The organism is Ancylobacter aquaticus (assembly GCF_004339465.1).
Classification (GTDB): Bacteria; Pseudomonadota; Alphaproteobacteria; order Rhizobiales; family Xanthobacteraceae; genus Ancylobacter; species Ancylobacter aquaticus.
Genome location: NZ_SMFY01000001.1, coordinates 1,404,721 through 1,428,903 on the forward strand (window position 1 = coordinate 1,404,721; position 24,183 = coordinate 1,428,903).

Here is a 24,183-nt window from a genome sequence, read left to right on the forward strand (position 1 = left end):
ATGAGCGACGACAACAAGAGGCCCGGTCAGGAACCCGAGGGCGTGGTGCTGACCGAGGAGCAGAAGCGGAGCCGGCGCGCCCGCTCGGTCGCCATCGCGGTGGTGCTGGCGGCGCTGTGTGTACTGTTTTACGTCGTCACCATCGTCAAGCTCGGCCCTGCCGTGCTTGTCCGGCCGCTGTGAGGTTGCCATGGCAGCAGAACGCGAAAACCCGGTCGACGCTCCCGCGCAGGCGGCCCGGCGCCGCGCCCGCAACCACCGCACGGTGGCGCTGAGCTGCGCCGCCTTCGTCGCCGTCATGACGGGCGCGGCCTTTGCCGCCGTGCCGCTCTACCAGATGTTTTGCCAGGTCACGGGTTTCGGCGGTGCCACACGGGTGGCGCAGGCGGCTCCGGGCGTCCCGCTGGAGCGCCGCGTGGAGGTGCGTTTCGACGCCAACACCGCCCCCGGCCTCGACTGGAGCTTCACGCCCGAGCTGCGCTCGGTGGAGGTGCGGGTGGGCGAAACCAAGCTCGCCTATTACCGCGTGCATAACCGCAGTTCCCAGCCGGTCACGGCGTCGGCGACCTACAACGTCACGCCGACCCAGTCCGGCTACCACTTTGCCAAGATGCAGTGCTTCTGCTTCACCGACCAGACGCTGCAGCCCGGCGAAACGCTCGACATGCCGGTCGTCTTCTTCGTCGATCCCGCCTTTGCCGAGGATCCGGAGATGAAGGGCGTGAAGACCATAACCCTTTCCTATACCTTCTTCCCCAAGGCGGCCCCGCTCGCCGCCGGCGCGACGAAGGACGGAAAGGCCCCCCTTTAAGCGGGCGGAACGCCACATTGCGGCCGCTCAGAAGGCCCGCTAGAGAAGCAGACGGAACGGAGAGCGCGACCCATGGCCGAGGCCCACGCCAAACATCACGACTACCACCTCGTCGATCCGAGCCCGTGGCCGGCCGTCGCTTCGGTTTTCGCCTTCATCCTCGCCGTCGGCGCGGTGTTCTGGATGCATGGCCAGATGACCTCGCTGGTGATGATCGTCGGCCTGCTCGGCGTCATCTACACCATGGCCGTGTGGTGGCGGGACATCATCCGAGAGGGTGAGCACGAGCACGCGCACACTCCGGTTGTGCAGCTTCACCTGCGCTACGGCATGATCCTGTTCATCGCCTCCGAGGTGATGTTCTTCGTCGCCTGGTTCTGGGCCTTCTTCGATGCCTCGCTGTTCGTCGGCGAGGAGATCAACTTCGCCCGCGCCGGCGTCACCGGCGGCGTCTGGCCGCCCACCGGCATCGAAACCTTCGATCCCTGGCACCTGCCGCTGCTCAACACGCTGATCCTGCTCACTTCCGGCACCACGCTGACCTGGGCGCACCACGCCTTGGTGCACGGCGACCGCCAAAGCGCGAAATGGGGCCTGTGGCTGACCGTCGGCCTCGGCGTCATCTTCTCGCTGCTGCAGGGCTTCGAGTACAGTCACGCGGAATTTGCCTTCTCCGGCAACATCTATGGCGCCACCTTCTTCATGGCGACCGGCTTTCATGGCTTCCACGTCATCGTCGGCACCATTTTCCTGGCGGTGTGCCTTGGCCGGCTTTATGCGGGGCATTTCACCCCGACCCACCATTTCGGCTTCGAGGCGGCAGCCTGGTACTGGCACTTCGTCGACGTGGTGTGGCTGTTCCTGTTCACCTTCATCTATGTCTGGGGCAGTGCCGGCGCGCCGCACTGAACCGGCTGATCATTTCTGCGAGGGGCGGCTTCCGGCCGCCCCTTTTGCGTTCTCAGGGCGACAAAGGCCCCTGTCGCGACGTTCCGCGAGGAAGTAGAAGCCGGCCATGGACCTGCAACCTTTCGACCACGGCGTTTCGCCCTATGCGGCCGGCCTTGGCTGCCGTTGCCCGCGTTGCGGGCGCGGGCGGCTCTTCAACGGCTTTCTCACCGTGGCGCCCTCCTGCAGCGAATGCGGGCTGGACTACAGTTTCGATGATTCAGGTGACGGGCCAGTGGTGTTCATCATCCTCGCCGCCGGCGCGCTGGTGGTCGGGCTCGCCCTGTGGGTCGAGCTGACCTGGCAGCCGCCCTTCTGGTTGCATGCGCTCCTGTGGACGCCGCTCGTGCTGGTCTCCACGCTCGGCCTGCTGCGGCCGCTCAAGGCGACGCTGATCGCCCTTCAATATTCCAAGCGGGCGCAGGAAGGCCGGCTCGACAAGGGGGATGCGTGAACGAGCAAGCCCCCTTCTGGCGCCGGCTTCTTCCCGCCGCCATCGCCACGCTTGCGGCCTTCGCCGTGCTGGTCGGCCTCGGCGTCTGGCAGCTGGAGCGCCTCGCCTGGAAGGAGAGCCTCGTCGCGCAGGTGGAGGCGCGCATCCACCATGCGCCGGTTGCCCTGCCGCCGGAGGCAGACTGGGGCGAGATCGACTTCGCCAGGGACGAGTATCGCCGCGTCACGACGCAGGGGCGGTTCCGCCACGATCTTGAAGTGCAGGTCTATGCGCTGGTGGACCAGGAGCCGGATGGCTCGGGCGGGCCGGGCTACTGGGTGGTGACGCCGCTCGGGCTGCCCGATGGCTCCTTCGTGCTGGTCAATCGCGGCTTCGTGCCACTGGAGCGCAAGGACCCGGCGACCCGCCTTGAGGGGCAGGTGGACGGGCTTGTCACCGTCACCGGCCTGCTACGCCTGCCGGAAGAGGCGGCGCTGTTCACCCCGGCCAACGATGCCGCCACCGACAGCTGGTATGTGCGCGACCCCGAGGCGATCGCCAGTGCGAAGGAACTGGTACGGGTGGCGCCCTTCCTCATCGACGCGGATGCGAGCCCCAATCCCGGCGGTCTGCCGCGCGGCGGGCTGACGCGGATCGCGTTTCCCAACCGGCATCTCGAATATGCGCTGACCTGGTTCGGCCTCGCGGCCTCGCTGCTCGGCGTGTTCGTCGCTTTTGCCTGGGGTCGGCGGCGGCGCTGAGCAGGTGGGGCAAGCGCTTGCTTGCGCCGGGCCGCCCCCGCCACTAGTTTGCGGCCACTTTCTCCAGCGGAGGCGCGCGTGCGCTACATCTCGACCCGCGGCGAGGCTCCCGTGCTCGCCTTTTCCGATGCCCTGCTCGCCGGACTGGCGCGCGATGGCGGCCTGTATGTGCCTGAAGCCTTCCCGGTCCTCGCCCCGCAGGAGATGTCCGCTCTGGCGGGCCATAGCTATGCCAGGGTGGCGGGGCGGGTGATCGCGCCTTTCGTCGATTCCATCTTCACGCCCGACGTGCTCGCGCCGATGCTGGAGGAGGCCTATGCCGGCTTCCGCCATCCCGCCACCACGCCGCTGGTGCAGATCGCCCCGAACCGCTTCGTGCTGGAGCTGTTCCACGGCCCCACGCTCGCCTTCAAGGACGTGGCGATGCAGCTGCTGGGCCGGATGATGGACCATGTGCTGGCCGCCCGCGACCAGCACGCCACCATTGTCGGCGCCACCTCCGGCGACACCGGCAGCGCGGCGATCGAGGCGTTTCGCGGCAGCAACCGGACCGATGTGTTCATCCTCTACCCCGCCGGGCGCGTCTCCGAAGTGCAGCGCCGGCAGATGACGGCGGTGCCGGACGCTAATGTCCACGCCATCGCCATCGACGGTACGTTCGACGATTGCCAGGCGCATGTGAAGGCGATGTTCAACCATCACGCCTTCCGCGACCGGCAGCGGCTGGCGGGTGTGAACTCGATCAACTGGGCCCGTATCGTCTCGCAGGTGGTGTATTATTTTGTCGCCGGCGTGGCGCTGGGCGCGCCGCACCGCAAGGTGTCCTTCGTGGTGCCGACCGGCAATTTCGGCGACGTGCTCGCCGGCTACGTTGCCAAGCGCATGGGGCTGCCGATCGACCGGCTGGTGGTGGCGACCAATGTGAACGACATTCTCGCCCGCACCATGGAAACCGGGCGCTACGAGGTGACGGGCGTGCGCCCTTCCTCCTCGCCGTCAATGGACATCGAGGTGTCGTCCAATTTCGAGCGCGTGCTGTTCGAGGCGCTGGACCGCGACGCCGGCGCGCTGCGCGGATTGATGGCGTCGCTGGGGCAGGCAGGTGCCTTCTCGCCGCCCACATCAGCCATGGAGGCGCTGCGGGCTGATTTCGACGCCGGACGTGCGAGCGAAGCGCAGACAGCCGAGACCATCGCCCGGGTGCGGGCCGAGACCGGCTACCTGCTCGACCCGCACACGGCGGTCGCGGTCTCGGTGGCCGAGCGCGTCGCTCATGACCCGCATGTGCCGCAGGTGGTGCTGGCCACGGCCCATCCTGCCAAGTTCCCCGACGCGGTGGAGCGGGCCTGCGGCGAGCGGCCGGCGCTGCCGCCGCACCTCGCCGACCTGATGGAGCGGCCGGAACGCTTGCCGACGCTGCCCAACGACATCACGGCCATCGAAGCCTATATCGCCCGGCACGCCCGGGCCTCGGAGACGCCCGCTTGACCAAGGACCTTCCCGCCGGCCCGCGCATCACCACGCTCGACAACGGCGTCACCGTCGTCTCCGATTCCATGCCGCATCTGGCGACCACCTCTCTCGGGATTTGGGTAGGGGCGGGGGCGCGCGACGAGGCCGATGACGAACACGGCATTTCGCATTTGCTGGAGCACATGGCGTTCAAGGGCACGCGCCGGCGCTCGGCGCGGGGCATCGCCGAGGAGATCGAGGCGGTCGGCGGCGACATCAACGCCGCCACCAGCGTCGAGCACACCTCCTACAACGCCCGCGTGCTGGGCGAGGACATGCCGCTGGCGCTTGACGTGCTCGCCGATATTCTCGCCGAGCCCGCCTTCGACCCGGAGGAGCTGGCGCGCGAGCACAATGTGATCGAGCAGGAGATCGGCGCTTCCCTCGATACGCCCGACGATCTGGTGTTCGACCTGTTCCAGGAGCGCGCCTTCCCCGGCCAGCCGATCGGCCGCTCGATTCTCGGCACGCCGGAAAGCGTGCGCTCCTTCGGGCCTGAGAAATTGGGCACCTATCTCGGGCGCAATTACCGCGCGCCGAAGATGATCGTCGCGGCGGCGGGCGCTGTTTCGCACGAGGCGCTGGTGGCCGAGGCGGAGAAGCGTGTGGCGAGCTTTCCCCGCGCCGACAAGCCCGAGGCGGTCCCGGCGCGCTATGAGGGCGGGGTGGAAATCGGCGGCGGGCGGGAGCTTGAGCAGGCGCATCTGCTGATCGGCCTGCCGGGGCTTTCCTATCGCGACCCCGGCATCCACGCGCTCCAGGTGTTCACCAATGTGCTCGGCGGGGGCATGTCGTCCCGGCTGTTCCAGGAAGTGCGCGAGGCGCGCGGCCTCTGCTATGCCGTGTATTCCTTCCACTGGGGCTACGCCGATACCGGCCTGTTCGGCGTCTATGCCGGCACCGATGGCGGCGATGTCGGCGAACTGGTCGACGTGGCGGTGGACCAGATTCTCGCCACCGTCGACAGCATGAACGAGGCCGAGCTGTCCCGTTCCAAGGCGCAGGCTAAGGTCGGGCTGCTGGCGGCGCTGGAGAGTTCCGGCGCCCGGGCGGACCAGCTGGCGCGGCAGATGCTCGCCTTCGGGCGGCCAATCGCGCTGGAGGAAATCGTCGCCAAAGTGGAGGCGGTGACGCTGGATGACGCTCGCGCGGCGGGAAAAGCGCTGATCGGGCGGGGGCGACCGACCTTCACGGCGCTTGGCCCGGGAAAATCACTTGAATCGGCGGCGCGCATCGCGGAACGTCTCAGCGCACCCTAACCGCCGCCCCGGCATCGCTCCATGGCCCTGTTTCGCACCGTTTCCTGGCATGAGCCGCCCATGCTCGTCGAGGGTGAGACGGTGTTGCTGCGCATGCCGCAAATGGCGGACTTTGCCGCGTGGTCGAGCCTGCGCGAACAGAGCCGGGCGTTTCTCACCCCGTGGGAACCAACGTGGCCGACCTATGACCTGACGCGCGGCTCGTTCCGGCGTCGCATGCGGCGTTATGCGCGCGATGTGCGCGAGGATGCGGCCTACCCGTTCCTTGTCATCCGCCGCGCCGACCGGGCGCTGCTCGGCGGCCTGTCGCTGTCCAATGTCCGCCGGGGCGTGACCCAGACCGCGAGCCTCGGCTACTGGATGGGCGCGCCCTTTGCCGGCAAGGGCTATATGAGCGCGGCCGTCCGCACCCTGCTGCCCTTCGCCCATAACACGCTCGGCCTGCGCCGTATCGAGGCGGCGTGCCTGCCCGACAACGCGCCCTCGATGCAGCTGCTCGAGGGCAGTGGCTTCCGGCGCGAAGGCTATGGCCGGGAATATCTCTGCATCAACGGCACCTGGCAGGACCATGTGCTTTTTGCCCGGCTGGCGGGAGACCCGATCGCCCGCTGGGAGGGTTTCGAGACCGCCAGTTTGGTGCCGTTCAAAAGTGCAGACGAGATGAGTGGCGGCGCCTAATCTGGAATCTCTCAAAGCTGAACCAGCAAAGACTAGTCGATCACCTCACATGATCGGCAGATTGGCATTTGCCAATTGACGGCCCACCGGAATAGCGCGAAAAGAGAAGACAAAGGCGATATTTAGAATAATTCTAAACGCCTTAAAGCTTCGGTTTCGCCTCGCGATGATCGTGTGTTCGTGCAATGTGCTTTCCGATCGTCAGATCCGCAGCGCGGTGACGGAGACGCCGGCGTCTGTCCGCACAGTGGGGCAGGTCTATCGCTGCCTCGGCTGCAGCGCCCAATGCGGGCGTTGCGCGCGCACCATCCGCAAACTGCTCGACGACGTGAACGCCAGTGCCTGCGGCAGCTGCCCGCTGGACTGCCCCGTGTCGGCGCAGGCGCCGGGCCAGCCCGCGCAGCCGCATGGCGGGCACAGCCACGTCGGGCACGGTCACGCCACGCATAGTCAGACCGAGCCTGCCTATGGCGGTCACGGCGAACATTTCCACCCGCACGCCCAAAATCACGCTCACGCCCATGGCGAGCAGGGCCACGCCCACAGCAACGGCCGGCACACCCGCACCCCGCGCCGGCTCGTGCCCGGCGACCACCCCCGGCGGGCGCATCTGGGCCATGCCGTGGCCGCCGAATAGGCCTTCGCCTCTCGTGCAGATGCCTGATGCCGGCCACGGCGCGTTGCCGTGCCAGGTCGATACCGGGTGAAAACCGGGTCGCGCTCCCGGCGTTGCGCGATAATAGGTTGCCTATTCCTTAGAAGTTTTCTAAACAGATGGCGCAAGCTCGAACAAGGAGGCGCGCGCCATGAAGGGCGATTCAAAGGTTATCGACTATCTCAACCGCGGCGTCCGCTCGGAGCTCACCGCGATCAACCAGTACTGGCTGCATTACCGCATGCTGGACAACTGGGGGTACAAGAAGCTGGCCGCCAAGTGGCGCGCCGAATCGATCGAGGAAATGCAGCACGCCGATCGCTTCATCGATCGCATCCTTTTCCTTGAGGGCCTGCCCAACCTGCAGGTGCTCGACCCGCTGCGCATCGGCCAGGACATCAAGGAAGTGATCGAGTGCGATCTCGCCGCCGAGATCGAGGCACGCGCGCTTTATCAGGAAGCGGCGACCTATGCCGACTCGGTGCAGGACTATCCCAGCCGAGACCTCTTCAAGGAGTTGATGAAGGACGAGGAAGGCCATATCGACTTCCTTGAAACCCAGCTCGACCTGATCGCCAATCTCGGCATCCAGCTTTACGCCCAGCACCATATTGGCGGGCTCGACTGATCAGGCGCGGTTCGTCGACACGTCTGAGAGAAGGCCGGTCTTGAGACCGGCCTTCTGCGTTCTGGGGTCCGGTCCCGCAGCAGGCGCTGCGCGATTTACCTCGCGGCTTCAATCCCTTCCGATCCAGTTTTTGATTAGACTTATTCTAACTTATTGAGTTCACTTAGCTTTTCGTTGACCGTCGAGCGCCCTTCGGATACCGCCTGCAGCAGACGTAACGTCAACCATGCGATCGCCTGCTGATCGGCGGTCCGCACGCAGGAGACGCCGATGACCGCCCGCACGCCGACCCGCTCTGCCCGCCGCCTCGCTCTCGGGGGCTTCATTGCCGCCAGCCTGGCGCTGGCGCCCTTCGCCGCCATGGCGGAAGAAGTGGTCAACATCTACACCACCCGCGAGCCGGGCCTGGCCAAGCCGCTGTTCGATGCCTTCACCGAGAAGACCGGCGTCAAGGTGAACAGCGTGTTCGTCAAGGACGGCCTCGCCGAGCGGGTGAAGGCCGAGGGCGCGGCTTCCCCGGCCGATGTGCTGATGACGGTGGATGTTGGCGCGCTGCTCGACCTCGTCGACCAGGGCGTTACCCAGCCGGTGAAGTCGGACGTGCTGGAAAAGGCCATCCCCGCCAATCTGCGTGGTCCCGACGGCGGGTGGTTTGCGCTGTCCGCCCGCGCCCGCGTCGCCTACACGTCCAAGGACCGGGTCAAGGACACGGCGATCACCTATGAGAGCTTCGCTGACCCGAAGTGGAAGGGCGAAGTCTGCATCCGCTCGGGCAAGCACCCCTACAACACCGCGCTGATCGCCGCCTATATCGTCCATCACGGCGAGGCGAAGGCTGAGGAATGGCTGAAGGGCGTGAAGGCCAATCTCGCCCGCAAGGCGGCCGGCGGCGACCGTGAAGTGGCGCGCGATATTCTCGGCGACATCTGCGATCTCGGCCTCGCCAATTCCTACTATGTGGGCCTGATGCGCTCCGGCAAGGGCGGCCCCGAGCAGGAGGAATGGGCGAAAGCGATCAACGTCGTGCTGCCCACCTTCGAGAATGGCGGCACCCATGTGAACATTTCCGGCGCCACCGTCGCCAAGAACGCGCCGAACAAGGACAACGCCGTCAAGCTGCTGGAATATCTCGTCTCCCCCGAAGCGCAGGACCTCTACGCCAAGGGCAATTTCGAGTATCCGGTGGTTCCCGGCGCGCCGGTTGATCCGATCATTGCCGCCTTCGGCCCGCTCAAGGTCGACAATGTCGATCTCGTCGCGGTCGCCAAGGCCCGCAAGGCGGCGACCAACCTCGCCGACAAGGTTGGCTTCGACAACTGAGTCCCTTGAAGGCGGCGTTTTCGCGCGCCGCTAGAGCTTCACCGACATGATTGGGTCCCGGGGTGCCTGCCGCCCCGGGACGTTTTGGCGAAATGAGCCTGGTTCTCTCCCGCAGCCCGCGCCGCGCCCCCGTCACCGGCTCCCGTCTTGTGCGGGCGGCGGCGGGGGCGGTCGTGCTTCTGGTGCTGCTGCCGCTGCTGGCGCTGGGTTGGACCGCGCTGCAGGGCTCGGGCGATCTCTGGCCGCACCTCATCGCCAATGTCATTCCGCACGCCCTGCTGGAAACCTCGCTGCTGGTGCTCGGCGTCGGCGCCTTTGTCGCCATCATCGGCACAGGTACGGCGTGGCTGGTGGCAGTGTGCCGCTTTCCCGGGCGTGGCGTGTTTGAATGGGCGCTGCTGCTGCCACTCGCCATTCCGACCTATATCCAGGCCTTCGTCTATGTCGATGCGGTGCACCCGCTGGGGCCCATTCCCACCTTGATCCGCACCAGCTTCGGCCTGCGCCCGCGCGACCTCTGGCTGCCGGAGGTGCGCTCGCTGCCGGGCTGCATCATCCTCCTCGGGCTGGTGCTCTACCCCTATGTCTATCTCTCCGCCCGGGCCGCCTTCCTGGTGCAGACCGCCTCGGTGCTGGACGCCGCCCGCACGCTGGGGGCGGGGGCGGGGGAGGCTTTCTTCCGCATCGCCCTGCCGCTCGCCCGCCCGGCCATCGCGGTGGGGGTGACGCTGGCGCTGATGGAGACGGTGAACGACATCGGCGCCTCCGAATTTCTCGGCGTGCAGACGCTGACCCTGTCGATCTATTCCACCTGGCTCAACCGTTCCAGCCTGCCCGGCGCGGCGCAGATCGCGCTATGCATGCTGCTGCTGATGTTCGCGCTGGTGATGCTGGAGCGCTGGGGGCGGCGCCATCAGAAAACCGGCAATATCGGCGATCGTGCCCGCCCGCCGGTGCGGCGCTCGCTCTCCGTCGGGGCAGCCGCGCTGGCCTTCATCGCATGCCTCATTCCCGTTGTGCTCGGCTTCGTGCTGCCCGCCGGCCATCTCGCTTTGACGGCGTGGAAGCGCGTGTCGTTCCACGGTGTTTCCCAGACGATCCTTACCGAGACCGCGAACACCGCGCTGTTCGCCGCGCTCGGCACCGTGCTCGCTTTGCTGCTTGGCTTCGCCGTGGTGGTGGCGCTGCGCACGGGGGCGCTGCGCTCCGGGCTGGCGCTGCGCCTCGCGAGCCTGGGCTATGCCGTGCCCGGCACGGTGCTCGCGGTGGGTCTGCTGGTGCCGCTGGCGAGCTTCGACAATCTCGTCTCCGGGCTCAGCGAGCGCCTTGTTGGCGTCTCTACCGGGCTGCTGCTCTCCGGCTCCGGCGCGGCGCTCATCATCGCCTATGTCATCCGCTTCCTGGCCATTCCCATCGGCGGGCTGGAGGCCGGCTATGGCAAGGTTGGCACCACGCTCGACATGGCGGCACGGAGCCTCGGCGAGAGGCCGGGCGGCGTGGTGCGCCTCATTCACCTGCCGATGCTGCGGCCGGCGCTGGGCGGCGCGGCGCTGCTGGTATTCGTCGACTGCATGAAGGAACTGCCGGCGACGCTGATGCTGCGCCCGCTGAATTTCGAGACGCTGGCCAGCCATGTCTATGCCGAGGCCGCGCGCGGCACCTATGAGGACGGCGCGCTGGCGGCGCTGCTCATCGTGCTGGTGGGGCTGGTGCCGGTGATCCTGCTGGCGCGACTCTCCCGGCCAAGGCAGGGGTGAGGGCGCGGGGTGGTGGCGGCACAGGCCGGGGTCCTGCGAGGCCCGGCGTTGCCGAGCGCCTCAGGATCACGGGTGGCGGACTTCCGGCCCGCCCTCACTCCGCCAGTTCGGGCCGGTTGCGGAAGAGTTCCAGCGATTCCGGGTTGGCCAGCGCCTCGGTGTTCTTCACCGGGCGGCCATGCACCACGTCGCGCACGGCCAGCTCGGTGATCTTGCCCGAGCGGGTGCGCGGAATGTCGGCCACCGCGAGGATGCGCGCCGGCACATGGCGCGGGCTGGCCCCGAGGCGGATCTGGGTGCGAATGCGCTTGTCGAGTGCGGCGTCGAGCGCCGCCCCCTCGCGCAGCCGCACGAACAGCACCACGCGCACGTCATTGTCCCAGTCCTGGCCGATGGCGATGGCCTCGGCGATTTCCGGAATCTGCTCGGCCTGCGCGTAAATCTCGGCGGTACCGATCCGCACCCCCTGCGGGTTCAGCGTCGCGTCGGAGCGGCCGTGGATGATGAGCCCGCCATGCGCGGTCCACTCGGCGAAGTCGCCATGGCACCAGATGTTGGGGAAGCGCTCGAAATAGGCGGCGTGGTACTTGGCGCCCTTCGGGTCGTTCCAGAACATGACCGGCATGCAGGGGAACGGCTTGGTGCAGACCAGTTCGCCGCGCTCGCCAGTGACGGGCGTGCCCGCGTCCGACCACACCTCCATCGCCATGCCGAGGCCCGCCGCCTGGATCTCACCCTTGTAGACCGGCGCGGTGGGGTCGCCGAGCACGAAGCAGGACACGATGTCGGTGCCGCCCGAAATGGAGGCGAGGTGAAGGTCCGGCTTGATCGCCTCATAGACATAGGCGAAATCCGCTGGCGCCAGCGGCGAGCCGGTGGAGGTCATCGCCCTCAGCGCCGACAGGTCGTGCATCTCGCCCGGGCGCACGCCCTCCTTGCGCAGCGAGTCTATGTATTTCGCCGAGGTGCCGAACAGGGCGAAGCGCTCCGCCTCCGCATAGTCCCACAGCACGGAAGCGTTGGGGGCGAAGGGCGAGCCGTCATACAGGCACAAGGTGAGGTGGCTGGCGAGGCCCGTCACCAGCCAGTTCCACATCATCCAGCCGCAGGTGGTGAAATAGAACAGCGGGTCGCCCGGCGCGAGGTCGCACTGGAGCCGGTGCTCCTTGATGTGCTGGAGCAGCGTGCCACCGGCGCCGTGGACGATGCATTTCGGCACGCCTGTCGTGCCTGACGAAAACAGGATGAAGGCGGGGTGGTTGAAAGGCAGCCGCTCGAACGTCAGCGGGGCAGGGGCGAAGGGGGCGAGGAAAGCGTCGAGCGCCACGCCATTGGGCAGGCTCGCGGCCACCTCTTCCGCTTGCCCGAGATAGGAAATGATGAGCATTGTCGCCACGCTCGGCATCTGCGGCACGGCGGCGCGCAGCTTTTCGGCGATGGAGACCGCCTTGCCATTGTACCAGTAGCCGTCGCAGGCGACATAAACCTTGGGCTCGATCTGGCCGAAGCGGTCGAGAATGCCGCGCTCGCCGAAATCGGGCGAGCAGGAGGAGAACACCGCGCCGAGCGAGGATGTCGCCAGCATTACCGCGATGGTCTCGGGCAGGTTCGGCAGGGTGGCGGCGACCCGGTCGCCGACGCCGACGCCGGCCGCGCGCAGCGCCTGCTGCAGCCGCGAGACAAGATCGGTGAGTTCGCCGAAGCTTACCCGGCGCTCCACCTTGTCCTCTCCGCGAAACACCAGCGCTACGCTTGCGCGATCGCGCGGGCGCAGCAGGTTTTCGGCATAGTTCAGCCGGGCCTCAGGGAAGAACTGGGCGCCCGGCATGCGGTCGCCATCGACGAGGGAGGGTCCGCTGCGGGTGCCGACGACCTCGCCAAGCTCCCACACCTCCTCCCAGAAGGCGGCGGGATGGGCAATGGACCAGGCGTGCAGGGCGCGGTAATCGGCCAGCGCGGCGCCGTGACGGGCATTCACCCGGGCGATGAAGTCGGTTATCTGCGCGCGCGCCACCCGTTCCGGGCTGGGCGTCCACAACGGCGCGACTGCGGGCACCCCCGCGCCGCCCAAGCCCCCGCTTTCGATGCCTTCCGCCCCCATGGCCCTGCTCCCGTCTCCGCTCGCCGTCATCGCGGCGTTTTGCACTGCAACAGTCATAGCGCCGGGAGGTTCGCCTGTCAGGCCATCAAACAGACACAGAGCGCCAACATGGTGCGGCAACTTTTGGTACGCCACCTGCGCGCGACCCGTACCTGTCCGAGCGCCGCCTTATTTGCGCGGCTTCGCTCCGATGGGGTAGCGAGGGCGGGGAGCTTGACGACGAAATGAAGAAGTACATTCCATTCCTCCTCGTGCCGGTGGCACTGGCGATGGCGGCGGGCGTCCTTGCGCCCAAGCTCGCCTCCGAGGAGACGCTGCGGGCCGAGGCGCGGGCGATGATTGCCTCCGCCACCGGGGCCGAGCCGGTGCTCGACGGGCCGGTATCCTTCGCCGTGCTGCCCTGGCCCTCGCTGTCAATCGGCGGGGTGAGCCTCGAAGACCCGCGTGCGCGGCTGGACGTGCCAAATGTGCGGGTGGTGCTCGACCTGCTGCCGCTGCTGGCGGGGCGCGCGCGGGCCGATCATATCGAACTCACCGACGCCAAGCTCACACTCGCCGACCCCGGCGACGGGCTGGCGGCGCTCGGCGGCTTCATCGCCGCTCTCGGCACGGCCGGGTCGCGCGGTGATCTCGTGATCATCAATGGCAGCGTGGGCATAGCCCGCGGCAGTGCGGTCGACATGCTGGTCCCGCAGGCGGACCTGACCGTTGGATGGCGTGGCGGCGGCAGCGTCGAGGTGGCGGGCAAGGCGGTCTGGCGCGACGAGACGGTGGAGATCGACGGCCGCCTCACCGGCCTGCGCGCGCTGGCGATCGGCGAGGTGGGCGGGCTCACCCTGTCGCTGACCGCGCCGCTGGCGAGCGCTACCTTCAATGGCGGGGCCCGGCTGGCGGGCGGGCCGGTCGTCTCCGGCGACCTCAACGTGGCCGCCGGGCAATTGCGCGATGCGTTGACATGGCTGGGGATGGACGCGCCGACCGAGCGCGGCTTCGGTGCCTTCGAACTGCGCGCCATGGCGCTGCTCTCGGCGCAAGGCGCCATGCTGAGCCAGGCGCGGCTCGATCTCGACGGCAATTCCGGCATCGGTGCCTTCAATCTGCGCATCGATGGCGCGCGGCCCATGCTCCAGGGGTCGTTGGCCAGCGAGACCATAGATCTCTCGCCCTATGGCGAGCTGAGCCTGTCCAGCCCCCATCAGGGCGGCTGGAGCCGCGAGGCGATCGATCTCGGCCCGACACAGGCGCTGGATGTCGAATTGCGGCTCTCCGCCGGGCGGGTCCGCCTCGGCGACGCCGATCTGCAGCGCATGGCCGCGAGCGCCACCGCCAAGGGTGGACGGCTCTCGCTCACCATCGGCGAGGCCGAGGCCTGGGGCGGGCTGTTCCGCGCCTCCGTCCAGCTGTCGCCGCGCCCGGCCGGGCCGGGAATGAATGTGCGGGTGGACCTTTCCGCCGACGATGTGGCGCTGGGCGCGGCGCTGGGCGAATTGTTCCGGTTCCAGCGCCTCGAAGGCACCGGCTCCTTCCGGTTGTCGGCGATGGGCGGCGGTACCAGCTTCATGGACATCGCGAAGGGGCTCGGCGGCGCCTTCACCCTCACCGGCAGCAAGGGCGGGCTGGTCGGCATTGATGTCGGGCGCATCCTGGCACGGCTGGAGAAGCGCCCGCTTTCCGGCGGCGATCTGCGCGGCGGGCGCACGCCTTTCGCCGACATCGAGGTCGATGCGCGCATCGCCGACGGCATCGTCAAGCTGGACCGGCTCGATCTCTCCAGCGACACGCTGCATGTGGCGCTCGCCGGAGAAAGCCCGGTCGCCTCGCGCGCTCTCGATCTCTCCGGCGTGGCCGAGCTGGTGCGCGCGCGCACGGCCGCTAAGGCAGAGGCCAGGACGAGTGACGCGAGGAGCGGCGCCAGCCCGAACACGTTGGGTTCCGGCGGGGAGGGCGCCCCGGCTGTGGCCGGCGTCGTGGCGAGCCTGACCGGCGCCGGCACACCCGCCGTGCCCGCGAACGGGGCCGAGCTTTCATCCCCGCCCGCGCCCCCACCTTCGTCCTCCGTGGCCTTTGCGCTGCCCTTCATCGTGCGCGGCGACTGGCAGCGGCCGATCGTCCTGCCCGACCCGCAGGCGTTGATCCGCCGCTCCGGCGCCGGCCGCGCCTTGCTCGGCACCTCGGAAAAGCTGGACGTCTCCGCCCCCGCCCCCGCCCCCTGAAGCCGTTACTCCGCCAGCACCCGTGTCGAGGGGAAGATGATCTCGACGATGGTGCCGACGTCCACCGCGCTGCGGATGTTGAAGGCGGCGCGGTTAGCTTCGGCCAGCGCCTTGGTTAGCGGCAGGCCGAGGCCGGTGCCGCCGGAGCCCGCGCGGGCCGAGGTGGTGATCTGGCGGAACGGCTCCATGGCGACCAGCACGTCGGATTCGGACATGCCGACCCCGGTGTCGCGCACCCGCAGCACCACTTCGCCTTCTTCCGTCAGTGTCGTCGACAGGATGACCTGCCCGCCGGGCTGGGTGAACTTGATCGAGTTGGACACGAGGTTCAGCACGATCTGGCGGATCGAGCGCGTGTCGGCCACCACGGGAGGCAGGTCGCTGGCGAGGGAGGAGCGGATGATGATCCGCTCGCGGTTCGCCTGCGGCTGCATGATGCCCATGCACTGCTGCACCACCTCGTTCAGCGACACGCTGGTGAAGGCGAGGTCGAGCTTGCCGGCCTCGATCTTCGAGAGGTCAAGCAGATCGTTGATCAGCGAGACGAGGTGTTCGCCCGAGGCGTGGATGTCGCGCAGATAGTCGCGGTAGCGCTGATTCTCGACCTGCCCGAAACGCTCCTCCATCATCACTTCCGAGAAGCCGATGATGGCGTTGAGCGGGGTGCGGATCTCGTGGCTGATCTTGGCGAGGAAGTCGGATTTGGCGAGGTTGGCGCGCTCGGCGAGGCGCTTGGCCTCGATCAGCTCTTCCTCGGCGCGCTTCCACTGGGTGATGTCGCGCAGCACCGCGCAGAACTTGGTGGGATCGTCGCCCACCCGGCCCACGGTCATGAACAGCGGGATGAGTCCGCCCTCGCGCACCCGCCCGATGACCTCGCGCCCGTCATTCAGCACGCTGGCGACGCCGTTGGAGGCGAGGCCGTCGAGATAGTCGACGGCGGCGCGGTGGCTTTCCGGGGCGAGCAGCAGGGTGAAGGATTCGCCCATCACCTCGCCGGCATTGAAGCCGAACAGCGCTTCCGCCGGGTGGTTCATCGACAGGACCGTGCCGGCGGCGTCGATCAGCACCACGCCGTCGGTGGCGGTATCGAGAATGGCGCGCAGCTCGCGGCTGGAACTCTCCGCCTCGCGGAGGGCGAGCTCGGCCTGGCGCAGGCGTTCGTCTGCCACGCGTTCGTCGGCCACGCGCTCTTCGGCGAGGAGGTCGACGGCCGGCGCGGGGATCGGGGCGGTGGAACGATGCAGAACATAGAGCATCGCCGGGCCACCCTCCCAGGGGGAGGACATCAGCCGCGCCTCGACGCGGATCGGCGCGCCGTCGGCGCCGAGGATGGTCAGCGGCACGTCCTCGCCCGCCGCCGCGGGGCTGGTGTCGAACAGCGAGGGCAGGCCGCCCGCCGCTTCCAGCGCGGCGAGGTCGCCATGGCCGGTCCATTCCAGCAAAGCGCGGTTGGCGTAAAGCAGCCGGTCGCCACGAAAGGCGAGCAGGCCGAGCGGCAGGCGGTCCAGCACCGGGCGCTCGCCCTCCGAGAGCACGCGGCGGAAGCCGGTGGCCTCACTGAGGTTCTCGTCGTCTTTCGTGCCGGGGCCCGCGTCCGCGCCTGCCCCCGCATCGGCGGCTGGCGTCAGGCTGGCATTGTCCTGCGCCACCGGCACCAATTGCGGCACCGACTCGGATGCTGAAGCGGGGCTCGGCTCCTGCCCCGGCTCGCCGAGGTCGTCGACACCTTCCAGCCGGGCACCAAGCGCGCGGGCAATCTCGCGGAAGGCGTTGCGTTCCCCGGTCGACAGCCCTTCCCAGGAGGAGCGGACATTGTCGCGCCCGGCTTCCTGGCTACCGGCACGCAGCGGCACGACATTGGCGGGCGAGGGCACGAGGCTGAGTGTCACCCGTACCGGCGGGTTGGTGTCCGGCGCCGTCGTCTCGGGCGGGGTGATGTCCGGCTGGGCCGCCCCAGGCACCGGGCTTTCGGGAGCCGGGGTGGGCGCACGCGGCGGCGCAGCGGCCGCGAGGGGCGGCGCGGGGGGGCGTTCAAACGTGTCGGATCGGGCCTCCAGGGGCCGGCGGCCCTTGACCAGGCCGAAGCCGCGCATGCCGTCGCCACGAATGGGCGCGCCGCCCAGTTCGATCTCGATGCCATCGCCGTGCCCGGTCGGCACGTGCACCGCCAGATGGGTGAAACTGACGCCTTCCGTCACCGCCCGGTGCGCGTCCGGCGCGCCGAGCGCCCGCCAGTCGAGGCAGGCGAGATCCTGCGGCGCCCGCGCCAGCGCCGCGGCCAGGCGCGGGTCGATGCGGTTCAGCCGGGCATCGGGGCCCGTGCTCCAGGTGAAGCGGGCCGGGGCGGCGGCGGGCGCCGTCATGGCTTGCACGGGGGCAGCCGGCGGGTGGGCGGGCATCGCGTCGAGCCCCACCAGCAGCAACGCCCGTGCCCCACCAGCGGCGAGCAGGGAGCAGGCGAAAGTTGCGGGGGTGAGCGCGCCCGGCAGGCGCAACCGCTCCAGCCGCGCCGGCCGGGCGGGGCGCAGCGAGGCGGCAAGGCGCGGCGCGAGGGCCTTGAGCGTCGCCGCGTCCAGCACCGCGCGGCCGGCTTCATTGGCGGCGATCGGCGTTCCATCGGCGTGGACGAGCACGGCCGGCGCCGCGCCGGCGAGCGCGGTGGCCGCCTGAGCACGCAGGTTCTGCGTCGCCGAATTGCCGAAATCGTCGCTGTTCATGGTCGCCTGAATAATCCCGCCGGTGCGAACCGGATGCCGGCGCCGGGCCCGGAGGGACCTGTCGCCGCATTCCAACAATAATGCGGGCCGGCACCGCTTGCCATGCGCCGGGGCCCCTGTCGCGCCAGCTTCACCTTTTCCGGTTAATTGGTTGCCACCGATCCCGGTTAACCAATCGCAACCGGGGGGCGGCGCGCGGGTGAATTCCGTTGCGTTTTGCCGGGCGCCTACTACTTTTGATGTAGGCATCAGGCCGGATAGAAGTGCCTTACGCTGCGTCTACACTCCCACATCGTCATCCGGAGGAGTTTTCGCCATGGCCGACAATCCGAAACTCGACGTTCCTCCCGAATTGCGCGCTATCGCCGAGCAGGGCGTGGGGCAGGCGCGCGCGGCGATCGACGGCTTTCTCAGCGCCGCGCACAAGGCGCTCGATGACGCCAGCCGGCAGGTCGACACCGCGCAGGGCAGTGCCCGCGAAATGGGCCGCACCACGCTGGATTTCGCCGAAGCCAACATCGCCGCCGGGTTTGATTTCGCCTCTCGTCTGGCGAAAGCGACGACAATGGACGAATGGGCGCGGCTGAACGCCGACTATGTGAAAGAGCAGGCGGCCCGCCTCACCGAGCAGGCCAAGGCCATCGGCCAGCACGCCAGCGCCGCTTCGCCCTTCGCCAAGGGCGACAAGTAAGCGGCGGACCAGCCGCACCCGGGTGAGGCTGCGGCAAGGGGCCCAGGTTTCTCGCCTGAAAAAAGCGAAAAAATTGCGCTTATGGCGTTATTGTGCATTGCAATACGATGCTGCATTGCACAATTATAGGGAGCCAGACGAGGCAGAGGGTCGGGTTTCACTCTGACAGCGCCTTTGCCGGTCAGGGCGCGATCGCCAGCGCGGAGCGGTCGCAGCCATCCTGAATCCGCCGCGAATGCGAGGAAAGACCCCCATGGTAGACGCAACCCCCGCCACCCCGTCCCCGAAAAAGGCCGTCAAGGCCGCGACCTCGGCTTTCGAGGCTTCCATGTCCAAGTTCGAGATGCCGAAATTCGATATGGCGTCCGGTATGGAAGTCCCCGCCGCCATGCGCGAGATGGCCGAGAAGAACGTGCAAAGCGCGCGCGACGCCTATGAGAAGATGAAGGCCAGCGCCGAAGAGACCACCGACCTGCTCGAAGACACCTATTCCACCGCCTCGCGCGGCCTGACCGAGTACAACACGGTGGCCCTCGAATCCATGCGCACCAATGTGAACGCCGCCTTCGACTATATGGGCGCGCTGTTCGGCGCCAAGAGCGTCTCGGAAGCGGTGGAGCTCTCCACCGGCCATATGCGCAAGCAGTTCGACGTGCTCTCGTCCCAGGCCAAGGAACTGTCCAGCCTGGCGCAGAAGGTTGCCGCCGATACCGCCGAGCCGATCAAGGCCTCGGTCGAGAAGACCATCAAGAAGTCGGCCTGATCGCCGCTTCGCCTGCGAGATGAAACCCGGTTCGCGCGCTGCGCGGGCCGGGTTTTTTCATGCGCCGCCGACGCCCCCGCCTGCATGACGAAGTATGACAGCCGATGGTCGCCCCGCCCGCTTGACTCATCCCGGCGCCGTTCCTATCTCGACGCGGTTTGGCACTCACCCGCGAAGAGTGCTAGTACGCTTCTCACCAGCGCCAATAGGGCGCGCGATACGAAGACCGAGGATCTACCGATGGCCAAGCTGAAGTTCCGCCCCCTGCATGACCGCATCGTGGTGAAGCGCCTCGACGCCGAAGAAAAGACGGCGGGCGGCATCATCATCCCCGACAGCGCCAAGGAAAAGCCCTCGCAGGGCGAAGTCCTCTCCGTCGGCCCGGGCGCCCGCGACGAAGCCGGCAAGCTCGTCCCGCTCGACGTCAAGGCTGGCGACAAGGTGCTGTTCGGCAAGTGGTCGGGCACCGAGGTCAAGATCGACGGTCAGGACCTCCTGATCATGAAGGAATCGGACGTCATGGGCATCGTCGGCTGAGCCGACGCTATCCTTCCCGACATACTGAATTTCAGGAGTAGGCCAGATGGCTGCCAAGGACGTTAAATTTGCCGGCGACGCGCGCGAGCGGATGCTGCGCGGCGTCGATATCCTCGCCAATGCGGTGAAGGTCACGCTCGGCCCCAAGGGCCGCAATGTCGTCATCGAGAAGAGCTTCGGCGCTCCGCGCATCACCAAGGACGGCGTCACCGTCGCCAAGGAGATCGAGCTCGAGGATCGCTTCGAGAATCTCGGCGCCCAGCTTGTGCGTGAGGTCGCTTCCAAGACCAACGACCTCGCCGGCGACGGCACCACCACCGCCACCGTTCTCGCCCAGTCCATCGTCCGCGAAGGCGCCAAGTTCGTCGCCGCCGGCATGAACCCGATGGACCTGAAGCGCGGCGTCGACCTCGCGGTCGCCGAGGCGATCAAGGATATCGAGAAGCGCGCCAAGAAGGTGAAGAACACCGACGAAGTCGCGCAGGTCGGCACCATCTCCGCCAATGGCGATGCCTCGATCGGCGAGATGATCGCCGGCGCCATGCAGCGCGTGGGCAATGAGGGTGTCATCACCGTCGAGGAAGCCAAGACCGCCGAGACCGAGCTCGACGTCGTCGAAGGCATGCAGTTCGACCGTGGCTATCTCTCGCCCTACTTCATCACCAATGCCGAAAAGATGACGGTGGATCTCGAAGATCCCTACATGCTCATCTTCGACAAGAAGCTTTCCGGCCTGCAGGCTATCCTGCCGGTGCTCGAAGCGGTCGTGCAGTCGGGCAAGCCCCTGCTCATCATCGCCGAGGACGTCGAGGGCGAGGCTCTTGCCACGCTCGTCGTCAACAAGCTGCGTGGCGGCCTCAAGGTCGCGGCCGTCAAGGCGCCCGGCTTCGGCGATCGCCGCAAGGCCATGCTGGAAGACATCGCCGTCCTCACCGGCGGCCAGGTGATCTCCGAAGAGCTCGGCATCAAGCTGGAGAGCGTCAGCCTCACCATGCTCGGCCGCGCCAAGAAGGTGATCATCGAGAAGGAAAAGACCACGATTGTCGACGGCGTCGGCAAGAAGAAGGACATCGAGGGTCGGGTCGCGCAGATCAAGGCGCAGATCGAGGAAACCACCTCGGACTACGACCGCGAGAAGCTTCAGGAGCGCCTGGCCAAGCTCGCCGGCGGCGTCGCGGTGATCCGCGTCGGCGGCGCGACCGAGGTCGAGGTCAAGGAAAAGAAGGACCGCGTCGACGACGCGCTCAATGCCACCCGCGCGGCCGTGCAGGAAGGCATCGTCCCCGGCGGCGGCATCGCCCTGCTGCGTGCCAAGAAGGCGGTCGAAAAGCTGACCTCCGACAACCCGGACATCCAGGCCGGCATCAAGATCGTGTTGCGCGCGCTTGAAGCCCCGATCCGCCAGATCGCCGAGAATTCCGGCGTCGAGGGCTCGATCGTGGTCGGCAAGGTGCTGGAGTCGAAGGACCAGAACTTCGGCTTCAACGCCCAGACCGAGCAGTTCGTCGACATGATCGCCGCCGGCATCGTCGACCCCGCGAAGGTCGTGCGTACCGCGCTTCAGGACGCCGGTTCGGTCGCCGGCCTCCTCATCACCACCGAAGCGATGATCGCCGATGCGCCCAAGCGCGACGGCGGCGCCCCCGCCATGCCGGGCGGTGGTGGCATGGGCGGCATGGACTTCTGAGGACGTCCATTCGCCCCTGCGGATGCCTCGATTAGTGAAGAGGGCGCGGCGCAAGCCGCGCCCTTTTTGTTGGGCGCGCGTGTGCGACGTCGCTCCGAGAGCACTGTCATCCCCGGGGCTCGGCCCGAGGATCCACGACTTCGCATCGCGTCGCCGGAAAGCCGTGGATGGCCGGGTCAATCCCAGCCATGACGTGGCGTGGGGGGAGGGCGGCTCGTCAACTGCCTTGGGATCGGCGGTGCCGTCAGACCGGCAGACGCCCTTCAGATCGGCGGCAGCTTCAGCCACTGAGCGGTGGCGCTGAGGATGAGGTCGACCGCCAGCGCGGCCAGGATCATGCCCATGACCCGGCTGATGATCGAGGCGCCCCCGCGGCCGATCAACCGCCCCAGCGGGCCGGCCACCAGCATGATGGCGAGCGTCATCAGCAGCACCAGGCTGAAGGTGGCGATGGTCATGATCCGCTCGGGAAAGTCATGCCGGGCATTGTCGGTCAGCACCGCCGCCGCGAGCATCGCGCCCGGGCTGGCGATGGAGGGGATGGCGAGCGGATAGATCGCGATCTCGACCGGGTTTGTCTCTGCCTGCGCATGCGGATCGCTGTGGCCCCTGCCATGGATCATGGTGAGCGCGAACAGGAACAGCACGATGCCGCCGGCGATCTGGAACGACTCGATCGACACGTCCATCGAGCGCAGCAGCCAGTTTCCCGCCAGGGCGAAGAATACCAGCACGCCGAAGGAGACGAGGATCGAGATGAACGCCGCCTTCTTGCGGTCCGTCGCGCTGAGCCCCGCCGTCACCGCCAGGAAGACGGGAAGGGTGCCCAACGGGTCGATCACCACCCAGAGGGTGACGAATTCCTGAATGCGTTCCGCCCAGTTCATGACCCACCCGCCTTTGATGCTACAGCCTTATAGCCGCATCTGCCGTGGGGCCAAGTTGCATCGCGCAGCCCCCCTAGGCATGGTGCGGGCGCACGGGCGACGTCCCGAATCGCAGGAGAGACCTCGCCGATGGCCGTGACGCGACTGAAGCCGGACTTTTCGCGGGAGCATGACGCTCACCGCGCGGGCGAGGTGCCGGTGGCGGGCGTCGACGAGGTGGGGCGCGGCCCCTGGGCGGGGCCGGTGGTCGCCTGTGCCGTGGTGCTGGACCCAATTCGGGTGCCCGACGGGCTGGACGATTCAAAGCGTCTGTCAGCCGCCCAGCGCGAGCGCCTGTTCGAGGAGATATGCGCTACCGCCGATGTCTCGCTGGCCTTCGCGCCGCCCACCCGCATCGACGGCCATAACATCCGCCAGGCGACGCTGTGGGCGCTGGCCCGTGCTGTGGCCGGCCTGTCGCGCACGCCGCGTCTCGTGCTGGTGGATGGCAACGACCTGCCCCCCGTACCCTGCGCGGCGCGCACCATCATCGGCGGTGACGGGCTTGTGGCCTCCATCGCGGCAGCGTCGATCGTCGCCAAGGTGACGCGCGACCGGCTGATGGGCGCGCTCGGGGCGGCGCACCCGGGCTATGGTTTCGAGCGTCACATGGGCTATGGCACGCCCGAGCATCAGCTGGCATTGGCGGCGCTCGGCGTGTGCCGCCACCACCGCACCTCCTTCGCCCCGGTCCGCATCCGCCTTGCCGAGACGCCGGCGGCCTGAGCCGGGCGGCGGCGCCGCAGCGCGCCGGCAGGTCAATGATAGCGCTCGCCCTCGCGCACCTTGCCGCGGAACAGCCAGTAGACAAAGGCGACGTAGCCGAGGATCACCGGCAGCATGAACACCGTGCCGATGAGCATGAAGATCTGGCTCGCCGGCGCGGCGGCGGTTTCCCACACGGTGAGGGCGTTCGGCACCAGATAGGGGAAGATCGACACCCCGATGCCGAAATAGCCGAGGAGGAAGAGCCCGATGACGCCGAAGAAGGGCAGGTTATCGTGGCCCTTGTCGAGCCAGCGCCAGACAAAATAGGACAGCGCCAGCGTGAGCAGCGGCACGGGCGCGAGATAGAACAGGTTCGGCGTGGTGAACCAGCGCTCGGCGATGCGCGGAAAGGCCAGCGGCGTCCACAGGCTGATGATGCCCATGAACACGAGCACCACCGGCAGCAGCGTCTTGGCCCGGGCGCGCGAGCGTATGGCGGCGGCACCCTCGGTCTTCATTACCAGCCAGACGCTGCCGATCAGCGCGTAGCCGGCCACCACGGCGAGGCCGCAGACCAGGGCAAAAGGGGTGAGCCAGTCCAGCGCGCCGCCGGCAAAGGCGTTGTTCTCGACCTTGATGCCCTGCACGAAGCCGCCCAGCAGCACGCCCTGAAAGAAGGCCGCCAGCGTCGAGCCGCCCGCAAAGGCGATGTTCCACAGGAACCGGCTGGTGTCGGCCACGTGCCGGAACTCGAAGGCGACGCCCCGGAACACCAGCGACAGCAGCATCAGGATAACCGGCAGATAGAGCGCCGGCATGACGATGGAATAGGCGAGGGGGAAGGCGACCAGCAGGCCGCCCCCGCCCAGCACAAGCCAGGTCTCGTTGCCGTCCCAGAACGGGGCGACCGAGCTCATCATCTGGTCCTTCTCCACCTCGCTGGCAGCGAAGGGGAAGAGGATGCCCATGCCGAGGTCGAAGCCGTCCAGCACCACATACATGGCGATGGCGACGGCGAGCAGCAGCGACCAGATGACGGGCAGATACCATTCCATGCCGGAGCCGACGACCATGC

Annotated in this window: 22 protein-coding genes; 18 read left to right on the plus strand and 4 right to left on the minus strand. The window is 67.9% G+C overall.

The annotated features are described in order from the left end of the window. From EV667_RS06375 to EV667_RS06430, 12 genes are all read left to right on the plus strand, one after another. A complete protein-coding gene (locus EV667_RS06375) occupies positions 1–183 on the plus strand; it encodes a hypothetical protein (RefSeq protein ID WP_131834415.1) in 183 nt (60 codons plus the stop codon). 7 nt (positions 184–190) lie between these two features. Further along, a complete protein-coding gene (locus EV667_RS06380) occupies positions 191–811 on the plus strand; it encodes a cytochrome c oxidase assembly protein (RefSeq protein ID WP_131834416.1) in 621 nt (206 codons plus the stop codon). A gap of 72 nt (positions 812–883) precedes the next feature. Continuing rightward, positions 884–1,720: a cytochrome c oxidase subunit 3 gene (locus EV667_RS06385; protein WP_131834417.1), complete on the plus strand. Its 837-nt coding sequence runs from the start codon at positions 884–886 to the stop codon at positions 1,718–1,720. A gap of 106 nt (positions 1,721–1,826) precedes the next feature. After that, a complete protein-coding gene (locus EV667_RS06390) occupies positions 1,827–2,213 on the plus strand; it encodes a DUF983 domain-containing protein (protein WP_131834418.1) in 387 nt (128 codons plus the stop codon). Then, positions 2,210–2,953 (plus strand): SURF1 family protein, encoded by a 744-nt coding sequence (locus EV667_RS06395; RefSeq protein WP_131834419.1) that lies wholly within the window; start codon positions 2,210–2,212, stop codon positions 2,951–2,953. The genes EV667_RS06390 and EV667_RS06395 overlap by 4 nt, the downstream gene beginning before the upstream one ends. A 78-nt stretch (positions 2,954–3,031) precedes the next feature. Beyond that, the gene (gene thrC, locus EV667_RS06400) at positions 3,032–4,441 is read left to right on the plus strand and encodes a threonine synthase (protein ID WP_131834420.1); all 1,410 of its coding nucleotides are present in this window, start codon (positions 3,032–3,034) and stop codon (positions 4,439–4,441) included. Beyond that, positions 4,438–5,724, plus strand: coding sequence for a M16 family metallopeptidase (locus tag EV667_RS06405; protein ID WP_131834421.1), 1,287 nt, complete (start codon positions 4,438–4,440; stop codon positions 5,722–5,724). Before thrC ends, EV667_RS06405 begins: the two co-directional genes overlap by 4 nt. A 21-nt stretch (positions 5,725–5,745) precedes the next feature. After that, positions 5,746–6,402: a GNAT family N-acetyltransferase gene (locus EV667_RS06410; protein WP_131834422.1), complete on the plus strand. Its 657-nt coding sequence runs from the start codon at positions 5,746–5,748 to the stop codon at positions 6,400–6,402. A gap of 166 nt (positions 6,403–6,568) precedes the next feature. After that, positions 6,569–7,039, plus strand: coding sequence for a (2Fe-2S)-binding protein (locus EV667_RS06415; protein WP_131834423.1), 471 nt, complete (start codon positions 6,569–6,571; stop codon positions 7,037–7,039). A 169-nt stretch (positions 7,040–7,208) separates the two neighbouring features. After that, positions 7,209–7,685, plus strand: a complete 477-nt coding sequence (bfr, locus tag EV667_RS06420) for a bacterioferritin (protein ID WP_131834424.1) — start codon at positions 7,209–7,211, stop codon at positions 7,683–7,685. A 270-nt stretch (positions 7,686–7,955) separates the two neighbouring features. Next, positions 7,956–9,005: an extracellular solute-binding protein gene (locus tag EV667_RS06425; protein WP_131834425.1), complete on the plus strand. Its 1,050-nt coding sequence runs from the start codon at positions 7,956–7,958 to the stop codon at positions 9,003–9,005. A 92-nt stretch (positions 9,006–9,097) separates the two neighbouring features. Further along, positions 9,098–10,762 (plus strand): ABC transporter permease, encoded by a 1,665-nt coding sequence (locus EV667_RS06430; RefSeq protein WP_131834426.1) that lies wholly within the window; start codon positions 9,098–9,100, stop codon positions 10,760–10,762. A gap of 94 nt (positions 10,763–10,856) precedes the next feature. Here the strand turns inward: EV667_RS06430 and EV667_RS06435 are convergent, their stop codons facing one another. Further along, positions 10,857–12,818 carry an acetoacetate--CoA ligase gene (locus tag EV667_RS06435; RefSeq protein WP_207907721.1) on the minus strand — a complete coding sequence of 654 codons (1,962 nt, stop codon included), beginning with the start codon at positions 12,816–12,818 and terminating at the stop codon, positions 10,857–10,859. A gap of 269 nt (positions 12,819–13,087) precedes the next feature. Here EV667_RS06435 and EV667_RS06440 point away from each other — a divergent pair, with 269 nt between their 5' ends. Continuing rightward, a complete protein-coding gene (locus EV667_RS06440; protein WP_131834428.1) occupies positions 13,088–15,076 on the plus strand; it encodes an AsmA family protein in 1,989 nt (662 codons plus the stop codon). Positions 15,077–15,081: 5 nt separating this feature from the next. Here EV667_RS06440 and EV667_RS06445 read toward each other — a convergent pair whose 3' ends face one another. Then, on the minus strand, positions 15,082–17,796 hold the full coding sequence (locus EV667_RS06445; RefSeq protein ID WP_131834429.1) for a histidine kinase dimerization/phospho-acceptor domain-containing protein: 2,715 nt from the start codon (positions 17,794–17,796) through the stop codon (positions 15,082–15,084). A gap of 316 nt (positions 17,797–18,112) precedes the next feature. Between EV667_RS06445 and EV667_RS06450 the strand changes: the two genes are divergently transcribed. From EV667_RS06450 to groL, 4 genes are all read left to right on the plus strand, one after another. Further along, positions 18,113–18,487 carry a phasin family protein gene (locus EV667_RS06450; RefSeq protein WP_131834430.1) on the plus strand — a complete coding sequence of 125 codons (375 nt, stop codon included), beginning with the start codon at positions 18,113–18,115 and terminating at the stop codon, positions 18,485–18,487. A 253-nt stretch (positions 18,488–18,740) separates the two neighbouring features. Then, a complete protein-coding gene (locus EV667_RS06455; RefSeq protein ID WP_131834431.1) occupies positions 18,741–19,250 on the plus strand; it encodes a phasin in 510 nt (169 codons plus the stop codon). A gap of 240 nt (positions 19,251–19,490) precedes the next feature. After that, the gene (locus EV667_RS06460) at positions 19,491–19,787 is read left to right on the plus strand and encodes a co-chaperone GroES (RefSeq protein ID WP_018389796.1); all 297 of its coding nucleotides are present in this window, start codon (positions 19,491–19,493) and stop codon (positions 19,785–19,787) included. Positions 19,788–19,833: 46 nt separating this feature from the next. After that, complete coding sequence (groL, locus tag EV667_RS06465) at positions 19,834–21,474, plus strand: chaperonin GroEL (RefSeq protein WP_131834432.1); 1,641 nt, start codon at positions 19,834–19,836, stop codon at positions 21,472–21,474. 263 nt (positions 21,475–21,737) lie between these two features. Here the strand turns inward: groL and EV667_RS06470 are convergent, their stop codons facing one another. Continuing rightward, complete coding sequence (locus EV667_RS06470) at positions 21,738–22,361, minus strand: MarC family protein (protein WP_131834433.1); 624 nt, start codon at positions 22,359–22,361, stop codon at positions 21,738–21,740. Between the two features lie 129 nt (positions 22,362–22,490). Here EV667_RS06470 and EV667_RS06475 point away from each other — a divergent pair, with 129 nt between their 5' ends. Continuing rightward, positions 22,491–23,126 (plus strand): ribonuclease HII, encoded by a 636-nt coding sequence (locus EV667_RS06475; RefSeq protein ID WP_131834434.1) that lies wholly within the window; start codon positions 22,491–22,493, stop codon positions 23,124–23,126. A 32-nt stretch (positions 23,127–23,158) separates the two neighbouring features. On the opposite strand, the gene cydB is transcribed toward EV667_RS06475, so the two are convergent. After that, positions 23,159–24,181 (minus strand): cytochrome d ubiquinol oxidase subunit II, encoded by a 1,023-nt coding sequence (gene cydB / locus EV667_RS06480; RefSeq protein ID WP_131834435.1) that lies wholly within the window; start codon positions 24,179–24,181, stop codon positions 23,159–23,161. Positions 24,182–24,183: the final 2 nt, after the last annotated feature.